A 21764-nucleotide genomic window follows, 5' to 3' on the forward strand; every position below is an offset into this window, starting at 1 on the left:
TCACTCCTGGTAAGGCAGTCGCGGCCAGCCGAACAGATCAGCCCAGTGGCCGAGCTTGACGCCCCAGTAGACGACAAGGAACGCACCGACCAGCAGGAACGCTCCTGCGGCGAATCGAGCATGCCTGCCCGGCCGCGCGTGCAGCCAGCGCTGAAACCCGCCCCGCGTGAGCACCGTCAGCAGGACGAAGAGCAGCACGACGCCAAGCACGTTGCCGATCGACTGCAACGCGAACGTCACGAACCCGAGCAGTGGATCGCGGGTCTCCGCCGCGTACGCGAACAGGTTCCGGAACGGCGGAAACGGCCGTCCAATCAGAAACGCGCCGATCAACCCACCGAGGAACACGATCTCGGCACGAGGGTGCCGCACCGAGATCGCCGCGAACGGATTAGGCGTGACACCAGCATAAGCAAGCCCACGCCACAGCATCACTAGACCGATCAGCCCGAAGACGATGGACGCCTGCAGCAACCGCGCGGGAACACCACCGATGCTGCCCTCGGACAGTTGCGGCAGGCTGTCCGCGAACAGCACCCCGATGACGCCATACAGACCCGAGACGACAACGGCACCGAGCAGCAGCCAGCCAATCGGACGTAGCATCCCCGCGACCTGCCGCCGAACGGTGCTGGTGCGTGCCGACATCGGTGCCAGAGCGGAGAACACGGCTACGTTGCACGCGGTGAACATTCCGGCGAACCCCGTCATGAAGGCGAACGCCATCGCCATGCCAGAGCCGGTGATCGTGGCATCGCGGATACTTTCACCGAACACCGGATCCGCGATGCCACCCGCGATCACCGTGTCGACGAACGCGGGTGACCATAGGATCGCCATCGCGACGCCCGCGAGCATGCTCACCAGCACCACTCGCCACGGACTTCCGATGGCGCCGCCGGTGCCGACATCATCGCGCCGGTCCGCCACACCGTGTGCGTCAGTCGTCATGCCGCGCGCTCCTGCGTGCCCGAGCCGTCCTGCCCCTCGGGTTCCGCCTTCGCGGCGATCGGCACGGGCTGCGCCACCGGCTGCTCGGCTGGCTGCGCAGCCGTCTGTCCGGCTACCTGCTCCGTTGCCTGCGCAGCCGCGCGCTGCTGCGCCTCCCACTGCTCCCGCGACTTGTTCGCGATGTGCAGCGACCACAGGAAACCGCCCCGGATCGCGCACACCAGCGCGGTGGCGAAGAACAGCCCGTAGGCGACGCCAGCACCGGTGATCACGCCGTAGAGCACCGCTACGCCAGCACCGAACGCGAACTGCGACGCGGGACGGGACGGCGTCGTACCGGGATCAGTGATCATGTAGTTGGTGAACAGCACGAACGCCACGCCGGTCATGGTCGCCAGCGCGCCGAGGATCGCGGTGTCGAAGATGAGCCCACGCACGACTGACTGCAGCGCGAAGAAGCTCACCCAGCCCGCGATCAGCCACATCCGGTTGGTCAGCTTGGCGTTGAGCATCGTGCCGGTCACGATGATCGCCAGCGGGATCAGCCAGTCGACGGGACCGCTGACGTGCTCGGTGAAGTGGTACGGGGGCGCGATGCTCGCCCACGGAAACAGCACAAGGATGATCGCGATCCCGAAGTTCGACGGGTTCATGAAGTGCCGAAGCTTGCCGCGCACTGGAGCGCGCAACACCCACTTCGCGCCGACCGCGACGGTGACGCCGAACATCATGACCAGCACCTGGTCATTGACGTAGCTGAGCATGTTCACCGCGAGCGCGGTGATGTGGGCGGGGAAGAGGAACTCGACGAGCCCGCGCGCGCCGTTGCCGATGAACCGGGGTGGCCTGCCCTCGTTGCGAGCGGCCAGCCACTCCAGTCCGATCTCGACGGTGTACGCCGTCGCGAGCGCGATGAACGGCCACAGCCACGGCTGCTCGAAGCCGAGGAACGCGTAGCCAACGATGTTGAAGATCGAAATCGAAATCGCGAACCGCCGCAGCGCCGTCACCACCTGCGGTGCGTGCCGAGGAGCCGCCTGCTGTTTCTGATCGGACATGACCCTGTCACCTCTCCTTGACCTGCGCACCGAGCCGCAGCGCGTGCCTGCCCGGACTCAGTTCCAGCTCCTGCTCGCGCACCGTGCCGTCCCTGTCTCGCCAGGTGATGCGCACGTCGACCGCGCCGCTCACATCGCCGAGTCCGATATGGACGTCCGTGCTCCGCTTTCCGGAGTGGCCGCTGCCGCCGTCGACGCGGTTGATCAGCGTGCGGCCGTCCGGCGTCGTCACCTCGACCTGCGCGTCGACCACCGGAGATCCCTGCACCAGCGAGCCGCCGGCAAGACCCGCGTCCTCCTCGGCGAATCCCGCGTCGTGAGTGAGGTCGAGGCTGAGGTACTCCGCCTCGGCGTCGCCGGTGTTCTGGTAGAAGACCGGCTGGTCCCACTGCCGTGCCACGGCGAGGTCAAGCAGCCCGTCGCCGTCGGCATCACCGGTCGCGATGCCCCTTGTCGGCACCGGAACGTCAAGCCCGAGCTCGCGGGACACGTTGACGAACCGGTCACCGTCCGGCGCGAAGAAGTTGAGTCGCTGGCTACCGGCGACGTCGTCGTTCTCACCGATGTTGGGCCACCACTGCGGATGCTCCAGCACGAGGTCGTTGGCCGTGGCCAGTTCCTGCAGCTGGGGCCAGCGGTTGTGCTCGCCCTTGACGAAGCCGTTGGCCTGCGCGATCTCCAAGTTGCCGTCGTTGTTGAAGTCGTCCAGCTTGACGTCCCAGCACCAGCCACCCCACGCGGTGTCGTAATCGGTGCTCTCGTCGATCCACGGCGCGAGGCCGTCACTGAGCTTGTCCCGCAGCTCCCGCGTGTCATCCGCCTTCGCCATGAACTGGTAGCTGGACTCCTGGATGCCGAACGACGTGGTGATGTTGCTGACGAACATGTCATAGAGACCGTCGCGGTCGAGGTCGCCGAAGTCGACCCCCATCCCCTTGAAGGAGTCAACGCCGACCCGCTTCGACTTCGGCACCAGCGGCGACTTCGGACCGTATACCGGCTCCAGCACGATCTTTCCCGGCTGGGACCGGTTGTGGAGCATGGCGTCCGGGCCGTGGTCGTTCGCGAGATACAGCTCAGGAAGCAGGTCGCCGTCCACATCGGTGGCGCCGGCGCCGAGCACCCAGCCCTTCGAGATCGCGGGCGGCAGCACATCCTTCACCCACTCGTACTCGGCGGCGCCGTCCTGGTCAGCCGGGGGTGCGCTCCACCGGAAGAAGTGGCCCTCGCCGCCGTTGGCAGCGTTGGACAGCGAGCGGTTCATCTCAACGCCGCCGTACACGGTGTGGTCGAGCACCGGACCGTCAGGGAAATAGTTGCCTATGAAGATGTCGGCATGCCCGTCGCCGTCGAAGTCGCTGATCGCGACCGCGTTGGTGTTCCACAGTGGACCGTCGTATGTGTCGGTGCCGCCATGCGGCAGCAGCTCGGTTGGCCGGTAGGTGGCTGCGGAGAGCACCGTGTCGCCTTCGGGCCCGCTCTGGCCGTCCTTGGCGAGGAACACGATCGGGGTGCGGCCCCAGTAGTAGACGAGCAGGTCCATCCTGCCGTCCTCGTTGAAGTCGCCGGGCGCGCAGCCCATCGGCGCCATCGCGTGGTTCATCGGCAGCGGCGCGGGGTCCAGCGCGAACTCGTCATAGCGCCCGACACCAGCACCCGGCGTGGAGGTCACGACGACCTTGTCGATGCGAGGGTCGGTGATGCACAGGTCGTTGTCCAGGCCGTCGCCGTCGAGATCGTTCATCGCGATGCCCGCGCCGACCGACGAGATCCAGCCGTCGATGTGCTGGTACTCTTGATTGACCTTGCGGATCTCCTGCTGCTCGTACCCGCTCGGCATCGCGATCGACTTGGCCGCGAAACCGTACGAGTTGGCGACCTCCGATGTCTCGGCCTCCGACGCGGTCGGCCGGAACGACACCAGGTACATGCTGACCATCACCAGGACGGCCACGATCCCGGGCAGCTGTTTCCGCAGCCACCGCAGCGTCGCGCTCATCAGTTACCTCCCATGACTGCGAACTCGTTGGCGATCGACTGCCGCCATGTCTCGTAAGCGGGCACCGCGCCGTCGGCGGGGAGCCCGGACCGCGCGTCCTGTGTCAGCCGCGCCGCCCGCTCCGGTGTTGTGCCGCAGAAGATCCGCGTGGCCAACTCGGTGTGCGGCACGACGACGTCGCCACGCACTCGCGCCTCCGCGGCGAACGCGGCGGCCTGGGCGATCTGCGCCCGGTGATCACCGGCCTCGTCCCAGAACGCGCGCAGCTCACCCTCGTCCGCGCCGCCCGCATAGGTCGCCGCCAGGCCAGCACCGCTGTAGAGGTCGGCCTTGCGGCTGTCCGCGAATCGCTCGATCAGCGTGGTCACGCGGCTGGCGTCGGTGCCACCGACGAACCACAGCGCGCGGCCGATGCCCTGGTCAATCGCGCGTAGTGCGTAGCAGGCGCGGTACCGATCGATCCAGCGGAATTCGGCGGGCTGGTACTGCTCGTGCACGTAGCGGCGAGTGCGGAAGTACGCCTGGTGGAAGCCGTAGCCGTCGAGCACGAGCCAGCGCAGCAACGGGTCGAACGACTCTGGGTCCGGCCAGCGGAACCGGGGCAGCCGCGCCATTGCCCATCCGACGCCGACATAGGCGGTGTAGATGTGCTTACTGCCGTCTCCTGCAAGGAACCGGTGCACGTGCCTGTCACCGCCCAGCGGCAACCCGTCCCTGATCGCGAACCCCATCGCGGCGCCCTCATAGGCGAACCCCCGAAACCGAGTCGGCACCGTCTCCAGCTTGCCGACGGCGTCGGCAAGGGCAGCAGCCTCTGCCGCGTAGGAAAAGCCGGCGATAAACGACGTGCCAACCGTTTCCAACAGTTCCTGGGCCGCAGGACTCTTCTTATAGAATTGTCGTTTTTCTATCGATGTCGCCGAGGCATTCGGCGTGAGAACGCGACGACGAAGCGCACGCAAACCGGCTCCCACTATCGGCCTCCCATGAGATCAACGCAGCCGGAAAACTGCTGGAATCAGCGTCGCAAGCCGAGCAGCTCAACAGCTACTCACACGTTGCTGAGGGCGTTGGCGAGCCGCGCACGAATAGCACTTCGCCACAATTCATAAGCGGGCGCGGAATTGCCTTCCGCGGTTGTGGCGGTCTCGTCACCCACGGACGTCGCGGTGCCTGCTGCGACTTCGGTGGCATCGGCCAGCGCCACGGCGTCGGCGACACTGACACCCGCGAGCACGCGCGCCGCCAGCTCGGTGTGCTCCGGCACCGTGCCCGCGTAGTCGCGCGCCTTCGCCGCGAACACCACCCCGAGCGCGACGTCCGGCCGGTGTCGTCCCGCCGCGTCAGCGAGCGTGGCGAGCCCGTCGGCGTCGCAGCCACCGGCGAAGGTCGCGGCGAGCCCCACGCCGCTGAACAGGTCCGCACCGCGGTCGGCGTCGAACCGGTGCACAGCGGCGGCAACGGCGGCGGGATCAGCGCCGTGGATGAACCACAGCGCCCGTCCGATGCCCTGATCGACGGCGCGCGGGAAGTAGTCCGGCGCGCCTTCCCATGGGTACGGCTCCGGCCTGCGCTGCTGCTCGACCCAGCGGTGGGTGTCAAAGTAGGCCTTGTCGAAGCCGTAGCCGTCGACGGCGAGCCAGCTCATCGTCGGGTGGTACGGCACGCCGGGCAGTTCGGGCAGCACGCCGCGCCACAGCACGCGCGGCAGCCGGGCCATGGCGAATCCGATCCCAATGTAGGCGAGGAACAGATGTCTGCGGCCGGGCCCGAGCAGCAGCGCGCGCGTGCGGTCGCCACGTCCGCCGGGGAACGAGTCCGTGATCGTCCACGCCATCGTCGCGCCTTCGTAGGCGAACCCGCGTAGCTCGGCGTCGACCATGCCGAGCCTGCGCTCCAGCTCCGCCAACTCGGTGGTCTCCATGCCCCACTCGAACCCGCAGATCACCGACTGCGGGATCCGTTCGAGTTGTTCCGCCGACGAGGATGTCGCCCCAGGGAAGCCGCGCGTGGCGAAGCGCACCGACTCCAGCCGGGGCGCGAGCAGCTTCTTGCGCAGCACTCCGATCAATGTCGCCATGACCGCCCCTACGCGACCGCGCGCAGTGCGGCGCGCTCCGGTATGCCGGTCCGCTGGCCACCGGTGGTGATTCCGGCCGCGAGTGTGATCGCGAACGGCGGATCAGTCGGTCTGACCTCGCGCATCCGTAGCGCGATGCGGCTGACGTGACCCGCGGCCACCGACACCGGCTGCTGCAGATCGCCGAGGAAGATCCGAGGCACCCGCGGCCCGGTCGCGGCAGGCTCGGCAACCGCGATCACCCACCAGTCCCCTTCTGGCACGTTGTTGATCGCCATGTCGCCCCCGCCGGAGTGCGGCAGCGCGGTAAACGCGATCGGGCCGCGCTGGGGTATCCGGTTGTCGAACACTCCGATGAGGACGTCAGCGGGCGCGAGTTCGTCGGGGACGTCGACGGAACCCACGATCGACCCGCCGATCGCGGGACGCAGACCGACGCACGTCTTACCGACGCTACGCAGCTCCTGCAGCGAAGGAAGGCGGTGATACTCCGGAGCAACCGCGATCAGCATCTCCTCCACCTCGGGAGCGCGGTACTGCGTCGGCGTCATGCCGACCGCCTGGGTGAAGCGAGTCGTGAAGGTGCCGACGCTGCTGTATCCGACGCTGCACACGATGTCGGACACGGTCAGCGAACTGTTCAGCAACATCCGCTTCGCCTCGAACAACCGGATAGAAGTGAGATACCGTCCTGGTGTCACTCCGGTGTCCCTGGCGAAAATCCGAGAGAAATGAAAAGGACTGACGAACACCTCGGCGGCGATCTCATGCAGCGTGATCGGCTCGTGGTATCTCTCACGCATCGACAGAATTGCCTGTTTGACAGCCGTTTGCATGAGCACTCCTTTATCCGGTCGAGCAGTCTGATATCGACTACACGTCGGTAGTAGCGGAATCTCCGGTCGTAACCGGACAACATCAGTGAACCTCGCGGAAATACAGCCGCACTTGAGAACGACTGGAGGCTCGTTCGGGCGAGCGTCGACCGCGCGGGCATCCGGCTGGCCGCTGCCCGCCAGTGCACCACTGCCGGACAGATACGATCACGGCACCGTTACGAACGTCGCGAAGCTGTCATATCACCCATATCCGACACGTCACTATGTGAGGTTGCTCCACAGAGATCAGTTTGCTCCATACGGCCTACACAAGTGTTCGGAAATCAATGACAGACTTCGTGGCGTGACAGTGATCAGGGGAGGTCCGGATTGATCAAGGTCCTGCTAGCGGAGGACATGCACATGGTCCGGGGCGCGTTGGTCGCGTTACTGGACCTTGAGCACGATATCGAGGTGGTCTCGCAGGTCACCTCCGGTGACGAGATCCTGCCCGCGATCCGCGCGACCGGTCCCGACGTCGCGGTCATCGACATCGACCTCCCTGGAAAGGACGGCCTCACCGCAGCGGCCGAGATCAACGAACTACCCGAGCGCAGGTGCCGCACGCTCATCCTGACCAGCCTGAGCAGGCCGGGCACCGTACGCAGGGCGCTGGACGCAAGGGTCAACGGGTTCATGCTGAAAGACGCCCCGCCCGACAAGCTGGCCAACGCGATCCGGCAGATCGCGGCGGGCGGCAGGGTCATCGACAGCGATCTCGCCCTCGCCGCGTGGGAGTCCGCGGACTGCCCGCTCACCAACCGCGAGATCGAGATTCTGCGGCGCGCGGCGTCCGGCGAGACCGTCACCGAGATCGCGGCACACCTGTTCCTGTCGGCGGGAACGGTGCGCAACTACCTCACCACGACCGTCACCAAGCTCAACGCGCGCAACCGGGTGGACGCGATCCGGATCGCCACCGACGCGGGCTGGCTATGATCGCGCGGCGGGCACGGACGACGCATCCGGTGGCACACCCGATGTCACCGGCACTCGCACGCAGAGTCGGTAGACATCGTCGGTTTCCCGTCCGTAGCTGAGCAGGCCACCGACCTCCCGCACCCGATGCGACAGGTTCCTGATCCCGTTGCCGCCGTCAGCCGACCCGGCGTCGCTAGCCGGCACACCGCCGTCGCTGGCCGCGCAGTCATCGGTGACCAGGCCGTCGTTGCGGATCTCCAGCTGTACCTGTCCGCCCAAGTCCCGCAGCGAAATCTCACACCGTTCCGCCTTGCTGTGACGCAACACATTGGTGACGCCCTCCCGCGCGACCATCGCCAGCACCGACTCGCGGTCCGGCACCGACAACGCGACGGTGTTGATGACGACGTCAATGTCGGCCGACGCGAGCACCGATCGCGCCGAAGCCAGTTCGTCGGCCAGCGACAGTTCCTGATAGCCGCTAACCACCGAGCGCATGTCGCCGAGCGACTTCCGCGCGAGGGCGCCCATCTCGACGAGTTGCTGCCGCGCCCGGTCCGGGTACCTGGCAAGCACCTTGCTGGCCACCTCGGCCTTGAGGGTGATCGCGGACAACCCCAGACCGAGCAGGTCGTGGACGTCGCGGGCAAACCGCAGGCGCTCCTCGGCCACCGCGATGCGCGCCAGCTCACCACGGGCAGCATGCAGATCAGCCACCAGCCGCGCGAGCCGCGTCAGCCCATAGATCATCAGCGCGGTGGCCGCTGTCGTGGCGACATCACTGACCACAACCACCAACCCGCCGCCGAGCGCGGTCTGCAGCCACGCGACCCCGGTCAGCACGGCAAGAGCGAGCGGCACCGACACCGCCAGCCGGAACACCAGCAGCAGACTGCCCGCAAAGAACCCCGCAAAGCTCCGCAGCCACCACTCACCGAACAACAGCACCGGCGGAAAGACAAGGCAAGCCTGCGCGAGCATCACCATAATGTGCGGCACCGGGCGCGCGTGGATGCCGGGCAGCACGATATAGCCGAGCTGCAGCGCGAGCACCATGATGAGCAAAGTAGAACCCAGCGCGATCTTCCACGGCGTGGTGTGGGTGACCACGAGGTCGGTGAGCACGATGCCGCCGAAGCAGCCGAACACCCCCGCGACGACGACGGTCGCCAGCTTACGGGACACCGACGGCACGATCTCGCCGCCGCGATCGGCCACCAACGCGTCCGATTCGTCGGCGCTGCGCGGCACCGTCACCCGCAGCCGGTAGATCCCGTCGCCCGCCTGCCCCGCGGACATCTCGCCGCCAACGGCAGTCACCCGCCGCGCCAGACTGTCGAGGCCATTGCCGCTTGCGCCCTCGGTGCCCACGCCGCTCTGGTCGATGACGCCATAGTCGTCGACGTGAACGTTGCCATCGCCGCCAGCGACGTCCGCGCCTGCCGCATGTCGCTCGGCGACGCCATCGTTGACGACGTCCAGGTGGAGCCGATCACCGACCTGACGAACCGCGATCTCGCACCAGGTCGCGGCGCTGTGCCGCAGCACGTTGGTGACACCTTCGCGCAGTGCCGCGGCCACGGTGGTGCTCTCCATCTCGGCGAATTCGTCGTCATCGGCGTCGCAACGCACCGTGATCTCCGCCGCGGTGAGCACGGACCGCGCGGACGCCAGTTCCTCGGTCAGCGAAAGCTGCCGGTAACCGCTCGACACCGTCCGCACGTCCGCCAGCGCTCGCCGCGCGACCGCGAGGATGTCCCGCAGTTCATCCGCTGCCTGCGCCATGCGGGTGCGAAGCAGATCGACGGTACGGTCGATCCGCGCGATGATCGCCGACAGCCGGTTGCCAAGCAGGTCCTGCAGATCCTGCGCGAACCGGAACCGCTCATCCGCCACCCGCATCCTCGCCAGCTCATCGCGCGCGACATCGACATCACGGACCAGCGACGCCAGCCGCGTCAACCCATAAACGGCGAGCCCGGTCATCAGCGTCGTGAACGCGCTGTACACGACGACGAACGTCCCGTCGCCGAACGCCGCACGCATCCAGGTGAAACTCCCGACGGTGACGAAGAACAGCGGCACCGCCGACACAGCTGGCAACAGCAGCAGCACGCTCGCCGCGAGGATCCCCGGCAGCCCCAGCCACCAGGGAAAGTGCAGCGACGGCAAGTACACAAGGACAGCCTGAACCAGCAGCACGGCACAGACACCCGCCGTCGTCAGCTCACTGCGAGGCGGGCTGACGTAGCGAACCTGCACTCCGATCAGTGCGGCCAGGTAACCGAACCCCACGACGGCCTGCCACGACATCCCCGTGAAATACACGACCCGTGCGGCAGCCAGCACCCCGAGGCATACCAGGAAAGCGACTACCGTGACGGTCGCGAGCCGCACGGGCGATTGCCCACGTAGCGGCGTCAGTACGACCCCAGCTAAGCCTTTCATCTGCGGAAATACTGATCGAGTGTGGCGCGTTTCCGATACATCCCCTGCGCGATGTCCACCCGTATCATCGCCCCTCCTTGTGGGAGATCGGCTACAGACCGTCAGAGACGGTACACAGATGGGTATTCGCGAGGCAATAGGACAAACTTGACGCACCAGACGTTCACACAGTTGCCTCATTTCGGACGGTCGACAACACACTCCGCAACACTGACCTCATTGGGCCATGGCACATCGAGCACCCGATCGACGGTGTCCTGCGCGTCCACCGGAACGGCGTGCGCCGCGAGGCCCAGCGTCGCCGCGACGAGTGCGATCGTCTGCTGCAGCGCGCCCGCGTGCATCAACGTCGTGCGGTACGCCGCACCCGCCAACGCCCGCATCCGGTCCATCCTGGCGGTCATCGTCAGCACGGCAGCGGGGTTGCGCACGCACCCCGCAGCCATCGTGGCCATATCGAGTATCTCCCCCAGGTCGGATTCCTGGCGGTTGATCAAGGTCAGCGCGTGGCCCGCGGGGTCGTAGTGATAGATCCCGCGCGGCAGCGCGTCACACTGCCCGAGGCTGAGGTAGATCTCCAGCTCATAGAGGCAGGCCACGCTGAAGTACGGGCGCTGACTCGCCTCGTGGGTCATACCATGCGGCAGGTGCGGCGGACCCGGGCCACGCACCCGCGCGCTCCGGTACAGCAGCTGACCGAGCTGCTCCGCAGTGAGTTCACGGCCGGAGAAATCAGGGCAGGCCAGGTCGACCTCAAGCAACGCGCGCAGCGGGGTACTCGCCGCGAGGTCACCGGGTGTCGGCCGCGGCAGCGGAAACCGGGTTCCATGCGGCGGCGGTTTCACCGCGGGCGCCGACACGGTCGGCTCGCCCTCGGGGGTATCGCACGGGCCGTCGCCCTGCCGCGACCTGCTGCGCCGATGGAACATCAGCTCATGCGTGGTCCACGATCGCCACGTCGCCTCGGTATCCTCGGCGAACCGCCCGTCTCCCGCGTCGACGAGCACGATGCCGACAGCGACCAGATACGCGACGATATCGTGCGCGACTGGTGGCGTGACCCGCGCTAGAGTGGCCAGCTCGGCGAGTCCACGCGGTTGGGCGAGCGCGGTGGCGATGCTGGCCGCCACCGGCTGATGCAGGATCACCCGGAACTGTGCCAGCGGCGACTCCAGCACCAGCTCGCCGCCACAGGATCGCATCGTGGCGAACCGCGACAGCCGCGCCGACCGGGTCTGCTCGATCTCGGCTAGTGGGAACTCCGGGTCTGAAGCACTCGGCACGGCGGACAGCACGGGTCCCTGCCCATCGGGCAGGCCGAGCGAGCGCACCACGGAACCGCTGAGGGCGGCGAGCACGTCGTCGAGGCTGTCCACGACCCGGCCCTGGGACGATCCTCTGCCTCGCGCGGGGCTGACGTTACCCAGCGAGACCGGGCCGAGCGTCATTCGCCGCAACGACTCTCGCACCTGATCGTCCGGGTTCTTCACCACAATCTCGCCCCACATGCTGACGACGACGAGCGAACCGTGCTCGTCGTCGGTCTCCACGAGAACGTCGTCGCGCAACGACTGGAGGTGGATGGTCGAGGCCGATCCCCCAGTGCTCTCCACGGAAATCCAGCCCCCTACAGGAATATCGGAATCGGATTGAGCTCGGCATACGAGGTCGGCCGCTCGAGTCTGCCGAGCATGACCGGAACATCGTAGAGCCTGCCCGGCCCGAAGCGGGCCCAAAAATGCCGCATTCCCGGCACGATCACCTTGACGACCGGCATCCCGATGTCCGGTCGCGTTTGATCGAGCACCAACGTGTCCATGCCGAGAGTGGCGAGCCTCGTCGTGATCAGATTGACCTCCTGTCGAATGTCGTCGCGCCGCTGGTCGGGATAGTCAGCCGGGGTACGCGCGGCGAAGGAGGGATCACCGGCCAAATAGGGCTGGTTGGCCAGCGTGGCCTCGCGGAACCACCATGCCGCGTCCGGGTCGTCCAGCACGGCAGGCTCGTCAGCGCCATCGGCCTCATCGGCAAGGAAGGCGGGAGCGAACTGGTTCAGCTCGGTAACCGCGCGGCGCAGCGCGATGCGCGGGTCGAGGTGCGCGCCGAAACCAAACATGATTCGCTCCCGTGGGGCCGTCAGGCTGCGCGATACCGCGACCATCACCGGGATGTCGAGATCCGAGGTGACGTCGAGAACCCACAGCTCCCGGCCGAGCCCGCGGTATTCCGCGCGTACCCACGCGAGCCAGTCGTCGCCGAAAGCATCCAGGTCAACGGCGGGCGCGGCGATGCGGTTATACCACCACAGCGCCACCGCGTCGCGCTCGACGAGTTCGAGCAAACCTTGCAGCACGGCGTCCGCCAGTTCGCTGCCCGCCGCGTTGCCGTTGGAGTCGGAACACAGCCGCCCGCCGCCGAACTCGCTGGGTGTTCCGAAGTAGAGCATGGCCGTCGGTAGCAGCCGGTGACGTCGCTGGCGTAGCGACCACACCGGCGTCCAGTCGATCTCCTCGTGCTCGTCGAAAGGCTGGCCGACGGCGTGGAACCGGCCGTGCGCGCGGTTCCAGCGCTCCCGGTCGGCGTACTGCCGCTCGTGGATCAGCAGGACATCGTTCGGGTGAATAGCTCGCTCCCCCAGCGCGCGGTAGCTGCCGCGTTCCCGCGCCTCGTCGCCGTGGAACGTGGCGGAGTAGCGTTCCACTGCCTCGCACAGCGCGCCGACCTCGGCCTCGATGGCGGTCGCGCCCTTACCGCCGCTCTGCTCGCGCAGCCCGCGCCGGAAACCGGCCATGTCGCCGTGGCGTGCAGCCGCGTTGGCCCCTGACCGGTAGGAGTTGAACAGCGAGGGACACCGATTGTCCCTGGTGATCTCCTTGATGATGCCGGTGACCGGGCTGACGAGATGCTGATAACGCACCAGAACCTCCTCCGGTGGCAGCGATCGATGACCGCCGCCGTAGGAGGACTTCTCGGTCGGCCGCAGGACGACGGGACGATGGGCCATGTCAGCGATCAGCGACGGGTCACCGCAGTGCGAGCACTGCGGTCGCTGCCGCAGTTCGTGGCGGCTGCCGCTCAGATCGACGGTGTCGAGTGTCCACACGCAATGCTGCCCCGAGTAACGCAAGCCCGCCAGCCACTTGGTGGCTTCGAGCGCGATCAGGTTCAACCCGGTCGACAGTAGCGCGGGGATGGCGACGGCGGGGCGACTAGCGGGGCCGCGCCTACCGAGCGCGGCCTGCGCGCAGGCTTCCGCGTCGCGATGACGCCAGAGACAGTGAGCCAGGCAATGCCAGCAGCCGTGACCGGACTGGAAAACCGGCCCGACCCAGACCTGGGTGCCCACCGGTTTTGCCAGTAGCCACGGCACGCCAGCCTCGCGGTGCGCACGGTCGATCTCGGACAGTGCGGGATCGAGGTAGTCGTCGCAAACGACGACCGTGAGTTCCCCTGTGGGACGCGCCGAACCGGACGCCAGGGCCGGCCGTGACGTGACGGCGAGCCCGGCGGCGTCCAGCGCGCTGACGACCGTATCGGCGGTGATCGCGCTAGCCACCGACACGACGTCGACAGCGGAAGTGCGGCGACGCTCCACCGCCACACCGCAGGCGTCCCAGTAGGCCAGCGCCCGCTCGTCCATCCCGAGTTCCCGAGATGGTCCTACGGTCACCAACCCGGCGGCCATCAACTGCCGGATGAGTCCGGCGGCCTGCTCCGGGTCCACGCCGTGCGGCATGGCATAGAGCAGGTCCGCCATACTCCGAGTGCCGTCAAGCAGGGCGATGATCGGCTCGATTCCGCGCCCGCGCAGAACGGTCACGCCACGCTCCGAAAACAGATACGCGCCGTGCCCGTCGCACACCTCGGCGCGCAGGTGCCGCTTGAGACCGATCAGCTCCTGCTTCACAGCACTTCGCATTGTTAGGCAGCCTGGTTCCACGATTCGCCGTCAAAACCACAGGCGCCACAGAAACTGATAACGTCCGCAGTCGCCGAGTTGCTCCATTGATCGTATTCTTCGATAACCAACTCGTTCAACTCGTTGGTGTGAACATTGTCGTTGTTCGTTGACCGCAGACTGATGACGTTCGAATACTGAGGATCCCGGTGTTGCATCATAGCTCCTCGGGTTGTGGTCCATTCAAGAACCTATTGTCTGGCGTACGCCCGAGCGGTGACAGTTCAGAATTCATACCCTCAATATGCATTCTTCACAAATAGTGAGGTCTAATTCACAGCGGTACCGGTGGTCGCCACACTGTGGCGTTCCGTAACTCCTCTGCCACGCTTACCACTCGATCGTGGCTGCGTAACCTTGGTGAGCCATGAGGGAGGCTCCGGCGCACGTCACGGATAGGAGGCTCCGGCGTGCACGACGAACACTCCGTCACCGACACCATTGCACGTGGTGGCACCGAGGCAGGCGACATTGATGCGCGCGCGGTGACGTTCACGCTGCTCGGGCCCCTTGAGATCCGCAAGGATAACCAGGACTACGCGCCAACCGCGCCCAAGATCCTACAACTGCTCGCGATGCTGCTGCTGCGCGCGGGCGAAGTCGTCCACATCGATTCGATCATCAAGGAGTTGTGGGCAGGCGAGCCGCCACGCAGCGTGCGCACCACCATGCAGACCTACGTCTATCAGTTGCGCAAATGCATCGCGGCCAACAACCTCGCCGCCGACGCCGACAAGCTGCTGATCACCAAACCGCCCGGCTACGTGTTCCGGATCGAACCGCAGCAGGTTGACGTGTTCCAGTTCCAACAGCTCTGCGAGCAGGGCAAGGACCTTTTTGGGCAAGCGGACTACCGCAGGGCGTCGCAGTCGTTTCGCGCCGCGCTCGATCTCTGGGCGGGCCAGCCGCTCGCCAACGTGCACTGTGGACAGATACTGACCGCAGCGGCCGTTGAGCTGCAGGAACAGCAGCGGAACGCACTTCACCTGCGCATCCAGGCCGACATGGCAGCGGGCTTGCACCGCGAGCTGATCGGCGAGCTGCGCTCGCTGGTGACCACGAACCCGCTCGACGAGGGCCTGCAAGGTCTGCTGATGCGGGCGTTGAGCGCGAGTGGCAGGCGGTCCGACGCGCTGGCGACCTACCGCACACTGCGCGGCGTGCTGAACGAAGAGCTCGGCGTCGAGCCGTGCGACGAGCTGCAGCTGCTGCACCGAGAGTTGCTGTCGGCGGGCGAGCCCACTCGCTAACTACGGACTGTCGTCAACCGTCCGTCATCGCATCGCTGGATCGAGTGTGGCCCGAGCCAAGCTCGACCTCACCTCGAGCACGGGGGTGCATGCTGCCTGTCAGTTGTCCATCCGCTGCCGTCAGGAGCCGTCGATGTCGATTCTGTCATCGTTTCCGTCATTAACGGTGACCCGATCGCGAGTTCGTATCCGGCGACTCTCGACGTCAACAAGAAACGAACAATACCGCGCGCTAGCGAACCTATACCGTACGATGGGATCGCTGAAATATGCGATTCCGTACCGCCAACGACGTCCCGGCTCGACCCGGAATAGCTTCCGGGTCGCGTGTTTTTCGAGCGAGGCTTGAGCCCCGGTGACCAAACTCAAGTATGTCGGTTTAAACCGCATCGCGGAAACCGCAAACCACCACCGGTACAGTAAGGATGAAACTATGCCCGGTCGAACCTATGGACAGTTCTGCGGCCTCGCACGCGCCCTCGAACTCATCGGAGAACGGTGGTCCGTGCTCGTCATCCGCGACCTACTGCTCAGCCCAAAGCGCTTTACCGAGCTTGCCCAGTGCCTGCCCCGCATCCCCTCGAGCATCCTGTCCGCCCGTCTGAACGAGTTGGAGCAAGCGGGCGTGGTGCGCCGTCGCGTCCTGCCGCAGCTGGACGCCGCCGTCGTGTACGAGCTGACCGACTACGGCAGCGAACTGGAGCCCATCCTGCTGCAGCTCGGGCTCTGGGGTGCGCGGTCGCTGACCGAGCCGACCGAAGGCGACACCGTCACCCTCGACATCGCGATGCTGGCGCTGCACACGACGTTCCGTGCGGAGCACGCCGAGAACCTGCATGTGACCTACCAGCTGCACTTCGGCGACATGACCCTGCACGCCCTCGTCGACGACGGCACCCTCAAGGTCGCCGAGGGCCCGCTGCCCAACGCCGACCTCACCATCAGCACAACCAAGCTCAAGCAGCTCATGGCCGCCGACTTGACGCCGCAGGACGCGATCGCGAACGGCGACGTCACCCTCGACGGCGATCCCGAACTGCTCACCCAGTTCACCCAGCTGTTCCACATCCCGCCGGCGCCCACCCCGCCGCAAGGACTGACCACCCGCTGACCAGCGGCATGGTAGGAACGACGCCTTCAGCCCGCCCGGTGGCGGTACATCGTGCCGACGGGCGTTGGGAAGGCGTCGTTCGCCGCGGCTGGTGTGCCCGGCGCATCCTGCGCGACGGACGCTCCTCAGCAGGCCGCCATCTCCGGCACCGTGCCCGGCGGCACGGTGCCGATCTTCCAATGGCCGTGTTCCAGCGCGATGGGCAGGGCGAGCCACCAGCGGATGCAGCGGCGGGGCAGGATCACCGGCGCGTCGCGGATGTCCTGAGTGCTGGTGAAGCTCAGCAGCACCCGCATGGTGTCGTCGTGGGCGGTTTCGATGCGGTGGACCAGGATGTTGCCGTCCTGGGTGGAGCGGTAGTCGCGCAGCCATTGCTGCTCGGTCTTGGCGCGCACCCGTTCGCTCGTGACCGACGTCTTCCAGCGGTCGTAGTTGCGACCGTTGATGCCGTCGAAGTACGCCTGCAGCAGCCGCCGCACGGTTTCGTCGTGCGGGTGCCTGGCCGCGTCAGGAGTGAGCTTGACCAGCGGCGAGCCGGGCTGCTGCTCGGGCGCGAGCGAGGTCGTCGTCGGCAGGCTCACCGGACCGATCGCGGCGTCGCTGTCAGCCCGCTGGTAAAGATCCCTCGCGAGGAGACCGCCCGCGAGGGCGAGCGAGACGACGCCGATCAGTACCGGCACCAGCCAGCGGCTGCTCACGCTGGCGTTGACGATCGCTGGCACACGGCTAGCTTAGTAGCTCCCGACACCGGACTGGGCCAGACGAGTGATCAGCCGACCTGGTGCAACCAGGTAACGGTCGCGCCGTCCCCGGCGTGCCGGAAGGGTTCAAGCGCTTCGTCCCAACTGGACCCGAGAAGTTCGTCGATCTTGTGCGCGAACTGCTCACCCGCTCTGCTGGCATTGGCGAGCGCGCGCAGCTGGTCTTCGGCCACGATGATGTCGCCGTTCGCACTGGTGCGGCCGTGCCAGAGCCCGAGTCCTGGCGCATGGCAGAACCGTTCGCCGTCGACGCCGGGGCTGGGTTCCTCGGTGATCTCGAAACGCACCATCGGCCATGCCTTGAGCGCGTTCGCGAGCGCGCCGGCGGTGCCCGCTACGGCACGCCACGCGCATTCGGCGCGCAGTTGTCCTGGTGCCGCTGGCTGTGCGGTCCATTCCATCTCGGCCCGCTGTCCCAGAGCACCAGAAATCGCCCACTCGACGTGCGGACATACCGCAGCTGGCGACGAGTGGACATACACTACGCCACGGCTGAGCTCACGTGCGCTCACTGCTGACCTCCGCTAGTCGACGGTGCTGAATTGACGAGGAGCATCTTCCCCTACGACCTCGTCAATAGCCCCGGAGTTCAGTCACTGAGCGCGGGCTCGCTCTCCTTTATGGTCACACACTATGCCAATCTCGCCCCATCCGCACCAGATGTCACAACGAAAGATGGCTCACCGGGAGCCACAACACAACACGATCGTGTCATAGCTCCCGATGAGCCGGTGCGTTTTCGCGAGGAGGGTCAGGACGCCGTCAGGTGATCCACGGCGGCGACGACGTCAACGAGGCCCGTGCCCTTGTCGAAGCTCGACGTGTAGCTGTCGAGCGGTTCGTAGGCCGCGCCGTCGCTGTACTTGTACGCGGTTGCCTTGAGCGCGTCCTCGATCTCGGCAGGAGTGGCGTCCGGCTTGGCCTGGAACAACTGCGCCACGATGCCCGTGATCTGCGGCGCCGCCATCGACGTCCCGCTGATCACGTTGTAGGTGGCGAGGTCGAGCAGGCCAGGACCGCTATACGGCTCGCCCCCGGTGCTGCAGATCAGCAGGTACGGGCGGCAGGCGGACACGATCGCCTCACCGGGCGCGGAGATGTCCGGCCAGGTGGATGAATCCTCGGCCAGACCGCGCGAGGAGAAGTCGGAGATCTTGCCGTCGCGGGTGCCGGTGCCCTCATCGAAGTACGACGCCACGGAGAGCACGCCGGGCGTGGGGTCCTGCCCCGGCGGGTTGGACAGGCTCTGCGTGCCGTCGCCGCCGTCGTTGCCGTTGGCCCAGACCGTCACGACGCCTTCGGCCGCCAGGGCGCGCTGCAGCTTGACGGTCGCGGAGTTCGGATCGAACTCACCTCCGCCGCTGGGACCGTAGGAGTTGTTGATCACCTTGATCGGCGGGCACTCCTCGGCGGAGACGCCGGCGCCACAGGGTGCCTCGTGGTTCTCCAGGATCCAGTCCAGCGCGGCGTTGGCGCCCAGGATGACCAGACCGGCACCGGTGGAGACGGACACGATCTTGGCGCCAGGGGCGGAGCCGCCGACGTCGATGCCGGACAGCGAGTGCGGCGTCCCGGCCGCGATGCCGGTGACGTGGGTGCCGTGACCGCCGACCGAGAGCGTGTCGGTGTCCAGCGGCCCCGCGTCGATGATGCAGCCGGTGTCCTGGTCGGAGGTGCAGAGGCTCTTGAGGTTGCGCACCACCCGGCTGGAGCCGTCTTCCGCGGTGAAGGCGGGGTGGTTCGGGTCGACGCCGGTGTCGATGATGGCCACCGACGAGCCACTGCCGTCGAGCGGGTCACCAGTGGGGGTCGTCCGCGCCAGGCGCGCCTCGGCGCTGCGGGTGGCGACGGTGCCCGATGAGGCGAACAGTTCGATGGGGTCGTTGTTCTCGACGTAGGTCACGCCATCGGCCTGGCGCACGTCGCGCACCTGCTCGACCGTGCCGGTCGCCACGACCACGGCGATCTGGTCGAAGCTGGTGATCCGGTTCATGCCGGAGTCGGCGATAGCCTGGTTGGCCGCCGCGAGATCGGTGCCGTGGACAAGCGCCGTCACCTGCGCGCCGCCGGTGAGCGTGCCGAGCAGTCCGCTCAGGGAATCGGACACCGGCGCGAGCGGGGAATCGCTTTCCTGCGCGGAAGCGCCCGGGATACCCATCATGGGTAGTGCGAGCGCGGCGGCAGCGACCACCGCCAGCTTCCGGCGCCACCGTGAGCGATCGGTCATGCTGACCTCCTCATCGTGTTCACCCATTCGGGCGACCGTCGATTGGATCTACATAACTAGGTGAGCCGGCTCACTGTCAATAATGACGCTTAGGTAATGATGAATTTCGTTCGTGGCGTACGTCACTCAGCGCAACTTCGAGTGGTGGTGGATCGGTCACGCTGCGAATTGACAGCCAAGTCGAACCCACTCGATCGCATGACTGGATAATCTGTGCGCGTGACACCGAACGCTGCGCCGAACCCACCATCGCGACGCCACGCGGAGCGGAGGCAGACATGCGTCTGATCGGCGCGGGGGAACCGGGATCGCTCATCGCCGCTGACATCAGCGCGAGCCTGCGCGGCCTAGGCCGAGGGGACGAAACCGCAGGTGGCATCGCGATGATGCAGGTGAAGCCGCCACACTGTGGCGAGCCGTTCGACGCCGTCGTCGTTATGCCGCACGGTGTGCTGCTTATCAGCGGCGTCGAGCTGCCTGGGCCCACAATGCGGCTGGACGCGCCCCTGCACGGACAGTGGAAGGCCGACAACTGGCCGCTGGTCGGTTCGGGTGACGCCATGAACCCTGGTACTGGCGCGCTCGCGGCATCCCGGCACCTTGCCCAGCGGATCACCCACGAAGCCGGGTTGACGCTGCCCGTCGCGACGGTGCTGGCCGTTGGGCCGTTCGTCGACTCGGTCACGCCCGGCGAGGGTGACCTCGACCAGCCGGTGCGAGTGCTGTACCCGACGATCAACGGGCTCAAGACCGCCATCGCGGAGCTCACGCCGCCCGGCCCGCACCCGTGTTCCGCGGAACAGGCGCGCGCGGTCCTGCGCGCGGTCGACCCGGCGAGTCCGATCCAGCCGGACACCACGCTGGCGATGGAAGGCTTTCCAAGCGCGGTGACGACCGCGCGAGCTGGTGCGGAGTCGCGAGAGTCCGGTGGCGGGCAGGCGAGTGCGCCTAAGGCAGGAACGCCGCGGTCATCCACCCCTGATGCGCCGTCCGGCACACCAACTTCCGCTGCGTCGGCGGCGACACCGAACGGTGCCACGGTCGCATGGCAGGCGTCGTCCGGTGCGGTTCGCCACGGGCAGCCGCCTGCCGCGTCAGTCCCGGCGGTGCCTCCGTCGGCGTCCGCCGCGGCGCAGCAGCCCGCGCCCAGTCATCCGCACCCGGCACAGGGACCGCCACACCAGCGGCCGTCCAACGGTCCTCGGCAGCGACCGATGCTGCTGCGTCCGCTGCCCATCGCCGTGGTCTGCCTGCTCGTGGTCGGCCTCATCGCGGTGATCGCGGTCGCGACGGCGGGAGCAAGCGACACCTCCCCCACAAACACCACCGCACCCCTCCCCGACCTGGTCATCCACGACGTCGACGGGCTCGACTTTCACGTCATGGCGGCGAACACCGATCGGCGCTGCGCGCGCCACACCTACGGCGATCTGCGCACCGCCGTGGCCGACTCGGACTGTGAGGGCGTCCACCTAGGCAGCTATCTGACCAGCGTCGACGACCGGCGCGTCGCCGTCAGCGTGGCGGCTTTCGAGTTCCGCTCGTCGAAGCAGGCCAAGCGGATCGACACACTGGTGACCACCAAAGGCACCGGCTGGGCACTCGATCTGGCGACAGCCCGCGACGCCTGGCCGGATGCGTCCGGTATCGGCACGGCGTCCTATCGCAACGCCACCTCCGGCGCGAAGCTGCGCCTGGTCCGGGCTGTCTGGCTGGATGGCTCCGAGCACAGCGACGACACGTCACTCACTCCAGTGATCCAGCGCGCTTTCGCTGTACCTACACCGAACTTGCGCTGAACTTCGGACGGGACCTGTCGGATGCCCGCCATACGGTGGCAGGATCAGTCACAACCGACCCGAGGGGATGCCACGACGATGACGCCGACGCCCGACCTCGACCGGCGCGTGAGCCAGAATCGGCACGACATCGAAGAGATCTACATCAAGATCGACCAGACCAACGAGACGGTCGCGCGTATCGCCGCCACTCAGCAGGAACACAGCGCGATCCTGGCTCGTCACAGTGCTGTTCTGGACGAGCACAGCGCCAAGCTCGACGAGATCCTGACCATCCTGCGGCATGGACGCGGCACGTCAGGCAGCAGCTGACGCACCACACC

The 21764-nt window shown here is 66.9% G+C and carries 17 protein-coding genes; 5 read left to right on the forward strand and 12 right to left on the reverse strand.

Going from position 1 to position 21764, the window contains the following annotated elements:
• From AMYHA_RS19375 to AMYHA_RS19400, 6 genes are all read right to left on the reverse strand, one after another.
• Positions 1 to 951 (reverse strand): hypothetical protein, encoded by a 951-nt coding sequence (locus AMYHA_RS19375; protein ID WP_051400105.1) that lies wholly within the window; start codon positions 949 to 951, stop codon positions 1 to 3.
• The gene (locus tag AMYHA_RS19380) at positions 948 to 2009 is read right to left on the reverse strand and encodes an enediyne biosynthesis protein (RefSeq protein ID WP_084037378.1); all 1062 of its coding nucleotides are present in this window, start codon (positions 2007 to 2009) and stop codon (positions 948 to 950) included. The genes AMYHA_RS19375 and AMYHA_RS19380 overlap by 4 nt, the downstream gene beginning before the upstream one ends.
• A gap of 7 nt (positions 2010 to 2016) precedes the next feature.
• On the reverse strand, positions 2017 to 4008 hold the full coding sequence (locus AMYHA_RS19385; RefSeq protein WP_034273283.1) for a CRTAC1 family protein: 1992 nt from the start codon (positions 4006 to 4008) through the stop codon (positions 2017 to 2019).
• A complete protein-coding gene (locus AMYHA_RS19390; RefSeq protein WP_084037379.1) occupies positions 4008 to 4982 on the reverse strand; it encodes a DUF1702 family protein in 975 nt (324 codons plus the stop codon). Before AMYHA_RS19390 ends, AMYHA_RS19385 begins: the two co-directional genes overlap by 1 nt.
• A 77-nt stretch (positions 4983 to 5059) precedes the next feature.
• Entirely contained in the window at positions 5060 to 6088 is a 1029-nt protein-coding gene (locus tag AMYHA_RS19395) for a DUF1702 family protein (protein ID WP_034273287.1), read from the reverse strand.
• An 8-nt stretch (positions 6089 to 6096) separates the two neighbouring features.
• A complete protein-coding gene (locus AMYHA_RS19400) occupies positions 6097 to 6924 on the reverse strand; it encodes a helix-turn-helix transcriptional regulator (protein ID WP_034273290.1) in 828 nt (275 codons plus the stop codon).
• Positions 6925 to 7296: 372 nt separating this feature from the next.
• Between AMYHA_RS19400 and AMYHA_RS19405 the strand changes: the two genes are divergently transcribed.
• On the forward strand, positions 7297 to 7905 hold the full coding sequence (locus tag AMYHA_RS19405; protein ID WP_034273293.1) for a response regulator transcription factor: 609 nt from the start codon (positions 7297 to 7299) through the stop codon (positions 7903 to 7905).
• On the opposite strand, the gene AMYHA_RS25980 is transcribed toward AMYHA_RS19405, so the two are convergent.
• The 3 genes from AMYHA_RS25980 to AMYHA_RS19420 form a co-directional block, all read right to left on the reverse strand.
• Positions 7900 to 10284 carry a sensor histidine kinase gene (locus AMYHA_RS25980; protein ID WP_051400106.1) on the reverse strand — a complete coding sequence of 795 codons (2385 nt, stop codon included), beginning with the start codon at positions 10282 to 10284 and terminating at the stop codon, positions 7900 to 7902. The two genes, AMYHA_RS19405 and AMYHA_RS25980, sit on opposite strands and share 6 nt — an antisense overlap.
• A 227-nt stretch (positions 10285 to 10511) precedes the next feature.
• Positions 10512 to 11948, reverse strand: a complete 1437-nt coding sequence (locus tag AMYHA_RS19415; protein ID WP_231104824.1) for a SagB family peptide dehydrogenase — start codon at positions 11946 to 11948, stop codon at positions 10512 to 10514.
• A 14-nt stretch (positions 11949 to 11962) separates the two neighbouring features.
• Positions 11963 to 14254 carry a TOMM precursor leader peptide-binding protein gene (locus AMYHA_RS19420; protein WP_034273296.1) on the reverse strand — a complete coding sequence of 764 codons (2292 nt, stop codon included), beginning with the start codon at positions 14252 to 14254 and terminating at the stop codon, positions 11963 to 11965.
• A 449-nt stretch (positions 14255 to 14703) separates the two neighbouring features.
• On the opposite strand from AMYHA_RS19420, the gene AMYHA_RS19430 reads away from it, so the two are divergent.
• Complete coding sequence (locus tag AMYHA_RS19430) at positions 14704 to 15543, forward strand: AfsR/SARP family transcriptional regulator (RefSeq protein WP_231104826.1); 840 nt, start codon at positions 14704 to 14706, stop codon at positions 15541 to 15543.
• A 433-nt stretch (positions 15544 to 15976) separates the two neighbouring features.
• Entirely contained in the window at positions 15977 to 16654 is a 678-nt protein-coding gene (locus tag AMYHA_RS19435) for a winged helix-turn-helix transcriptional regulator (protein WP_034273301.1), read from the forward strand.
• A gap of 125 nt (positions 16655 to 16779) precedes the next feature.
• Here the strand turns inward: AMYHA_RS19435 and AMYHA_RS19440 are convergent, their stop codons facing one another.
• The 3 genes from AMYHA_RS19440 to AMYHA_RS19450 form a co-directional block, all read right to left on the reverse strand.
• A complete protein-coding gene (locus AMYHA_RS19440) occupies positions 16780 to 17376 on the reverse strand; it encodes a hypothetical protein (protein WP_231104828.1) in 597 nt (198 codons plus the stop codon).
• 47 nt (positions 17377 to 17423) lie between these two features.
• On the reverse strand, positions 17424 to 17927 hold the full coding sequence (locus AMYHA_RS19445) for a DUF3145 domain-containing protein (protein WP_034273305.1): 504 nt from the start codon (positions 17925 to 17927) through the stop codon (positions 17424 to 17426).
• A gap of 239 nt (positions 17928 to 18166) precedes the next feature.
• Positions 18167 to 19642, reverse strand: a complete 1476-nt coding sequence (locus AMYHA_RS19450; RefSeq protein ID WP_034278031.1) for a S8 family serine peptidase — start codon at positions 19640 to 19642, stop codon at positions 18167 to 18169.
• 278 nt (positions 19643 to 19920) lie between these two features.
• On the opposite strand from AMYHA_RS19450, the gene AMYHA_RS19455 reads away from it, so the two are divergent.
• Positions 19921 to 21441, forward strand: coding sequence for a hypothetical protein (locus tag AMYHA_RS19455; RefSeq protein WP_034273308.1), 1521 nt, complete (start codon positions 19921 to 19923; stop codon positions 21439 to 21441).
• A gap of 78 nt (positions 21442 to 21519) precedes the next feature.
• Positions 21520 to 21753, forward strand: coding sequence for a hypothetical protein (locus AMYHA_RS19460; RefSeq protein WP_034273311.1), 234 nt, complete (start codon positions 21520 to 21522; stop codon positions 21751 to 21753).
• Positions 21754 to 21764 lie beyond the last annotated feature (11 nt).

The organism is Haloechinothrix halophila YIM 93223 (genome assembly GCF_000504245.1).
In the GTDB taxonomy this organism is placed as follows: domain Bacteria; phylum Actinomycetota; class Actinomycetes; order Mycobacteriales; family Pseudonocardiaceae; genus Haloechinothrix_A; species Haloechinothrix_A halophila.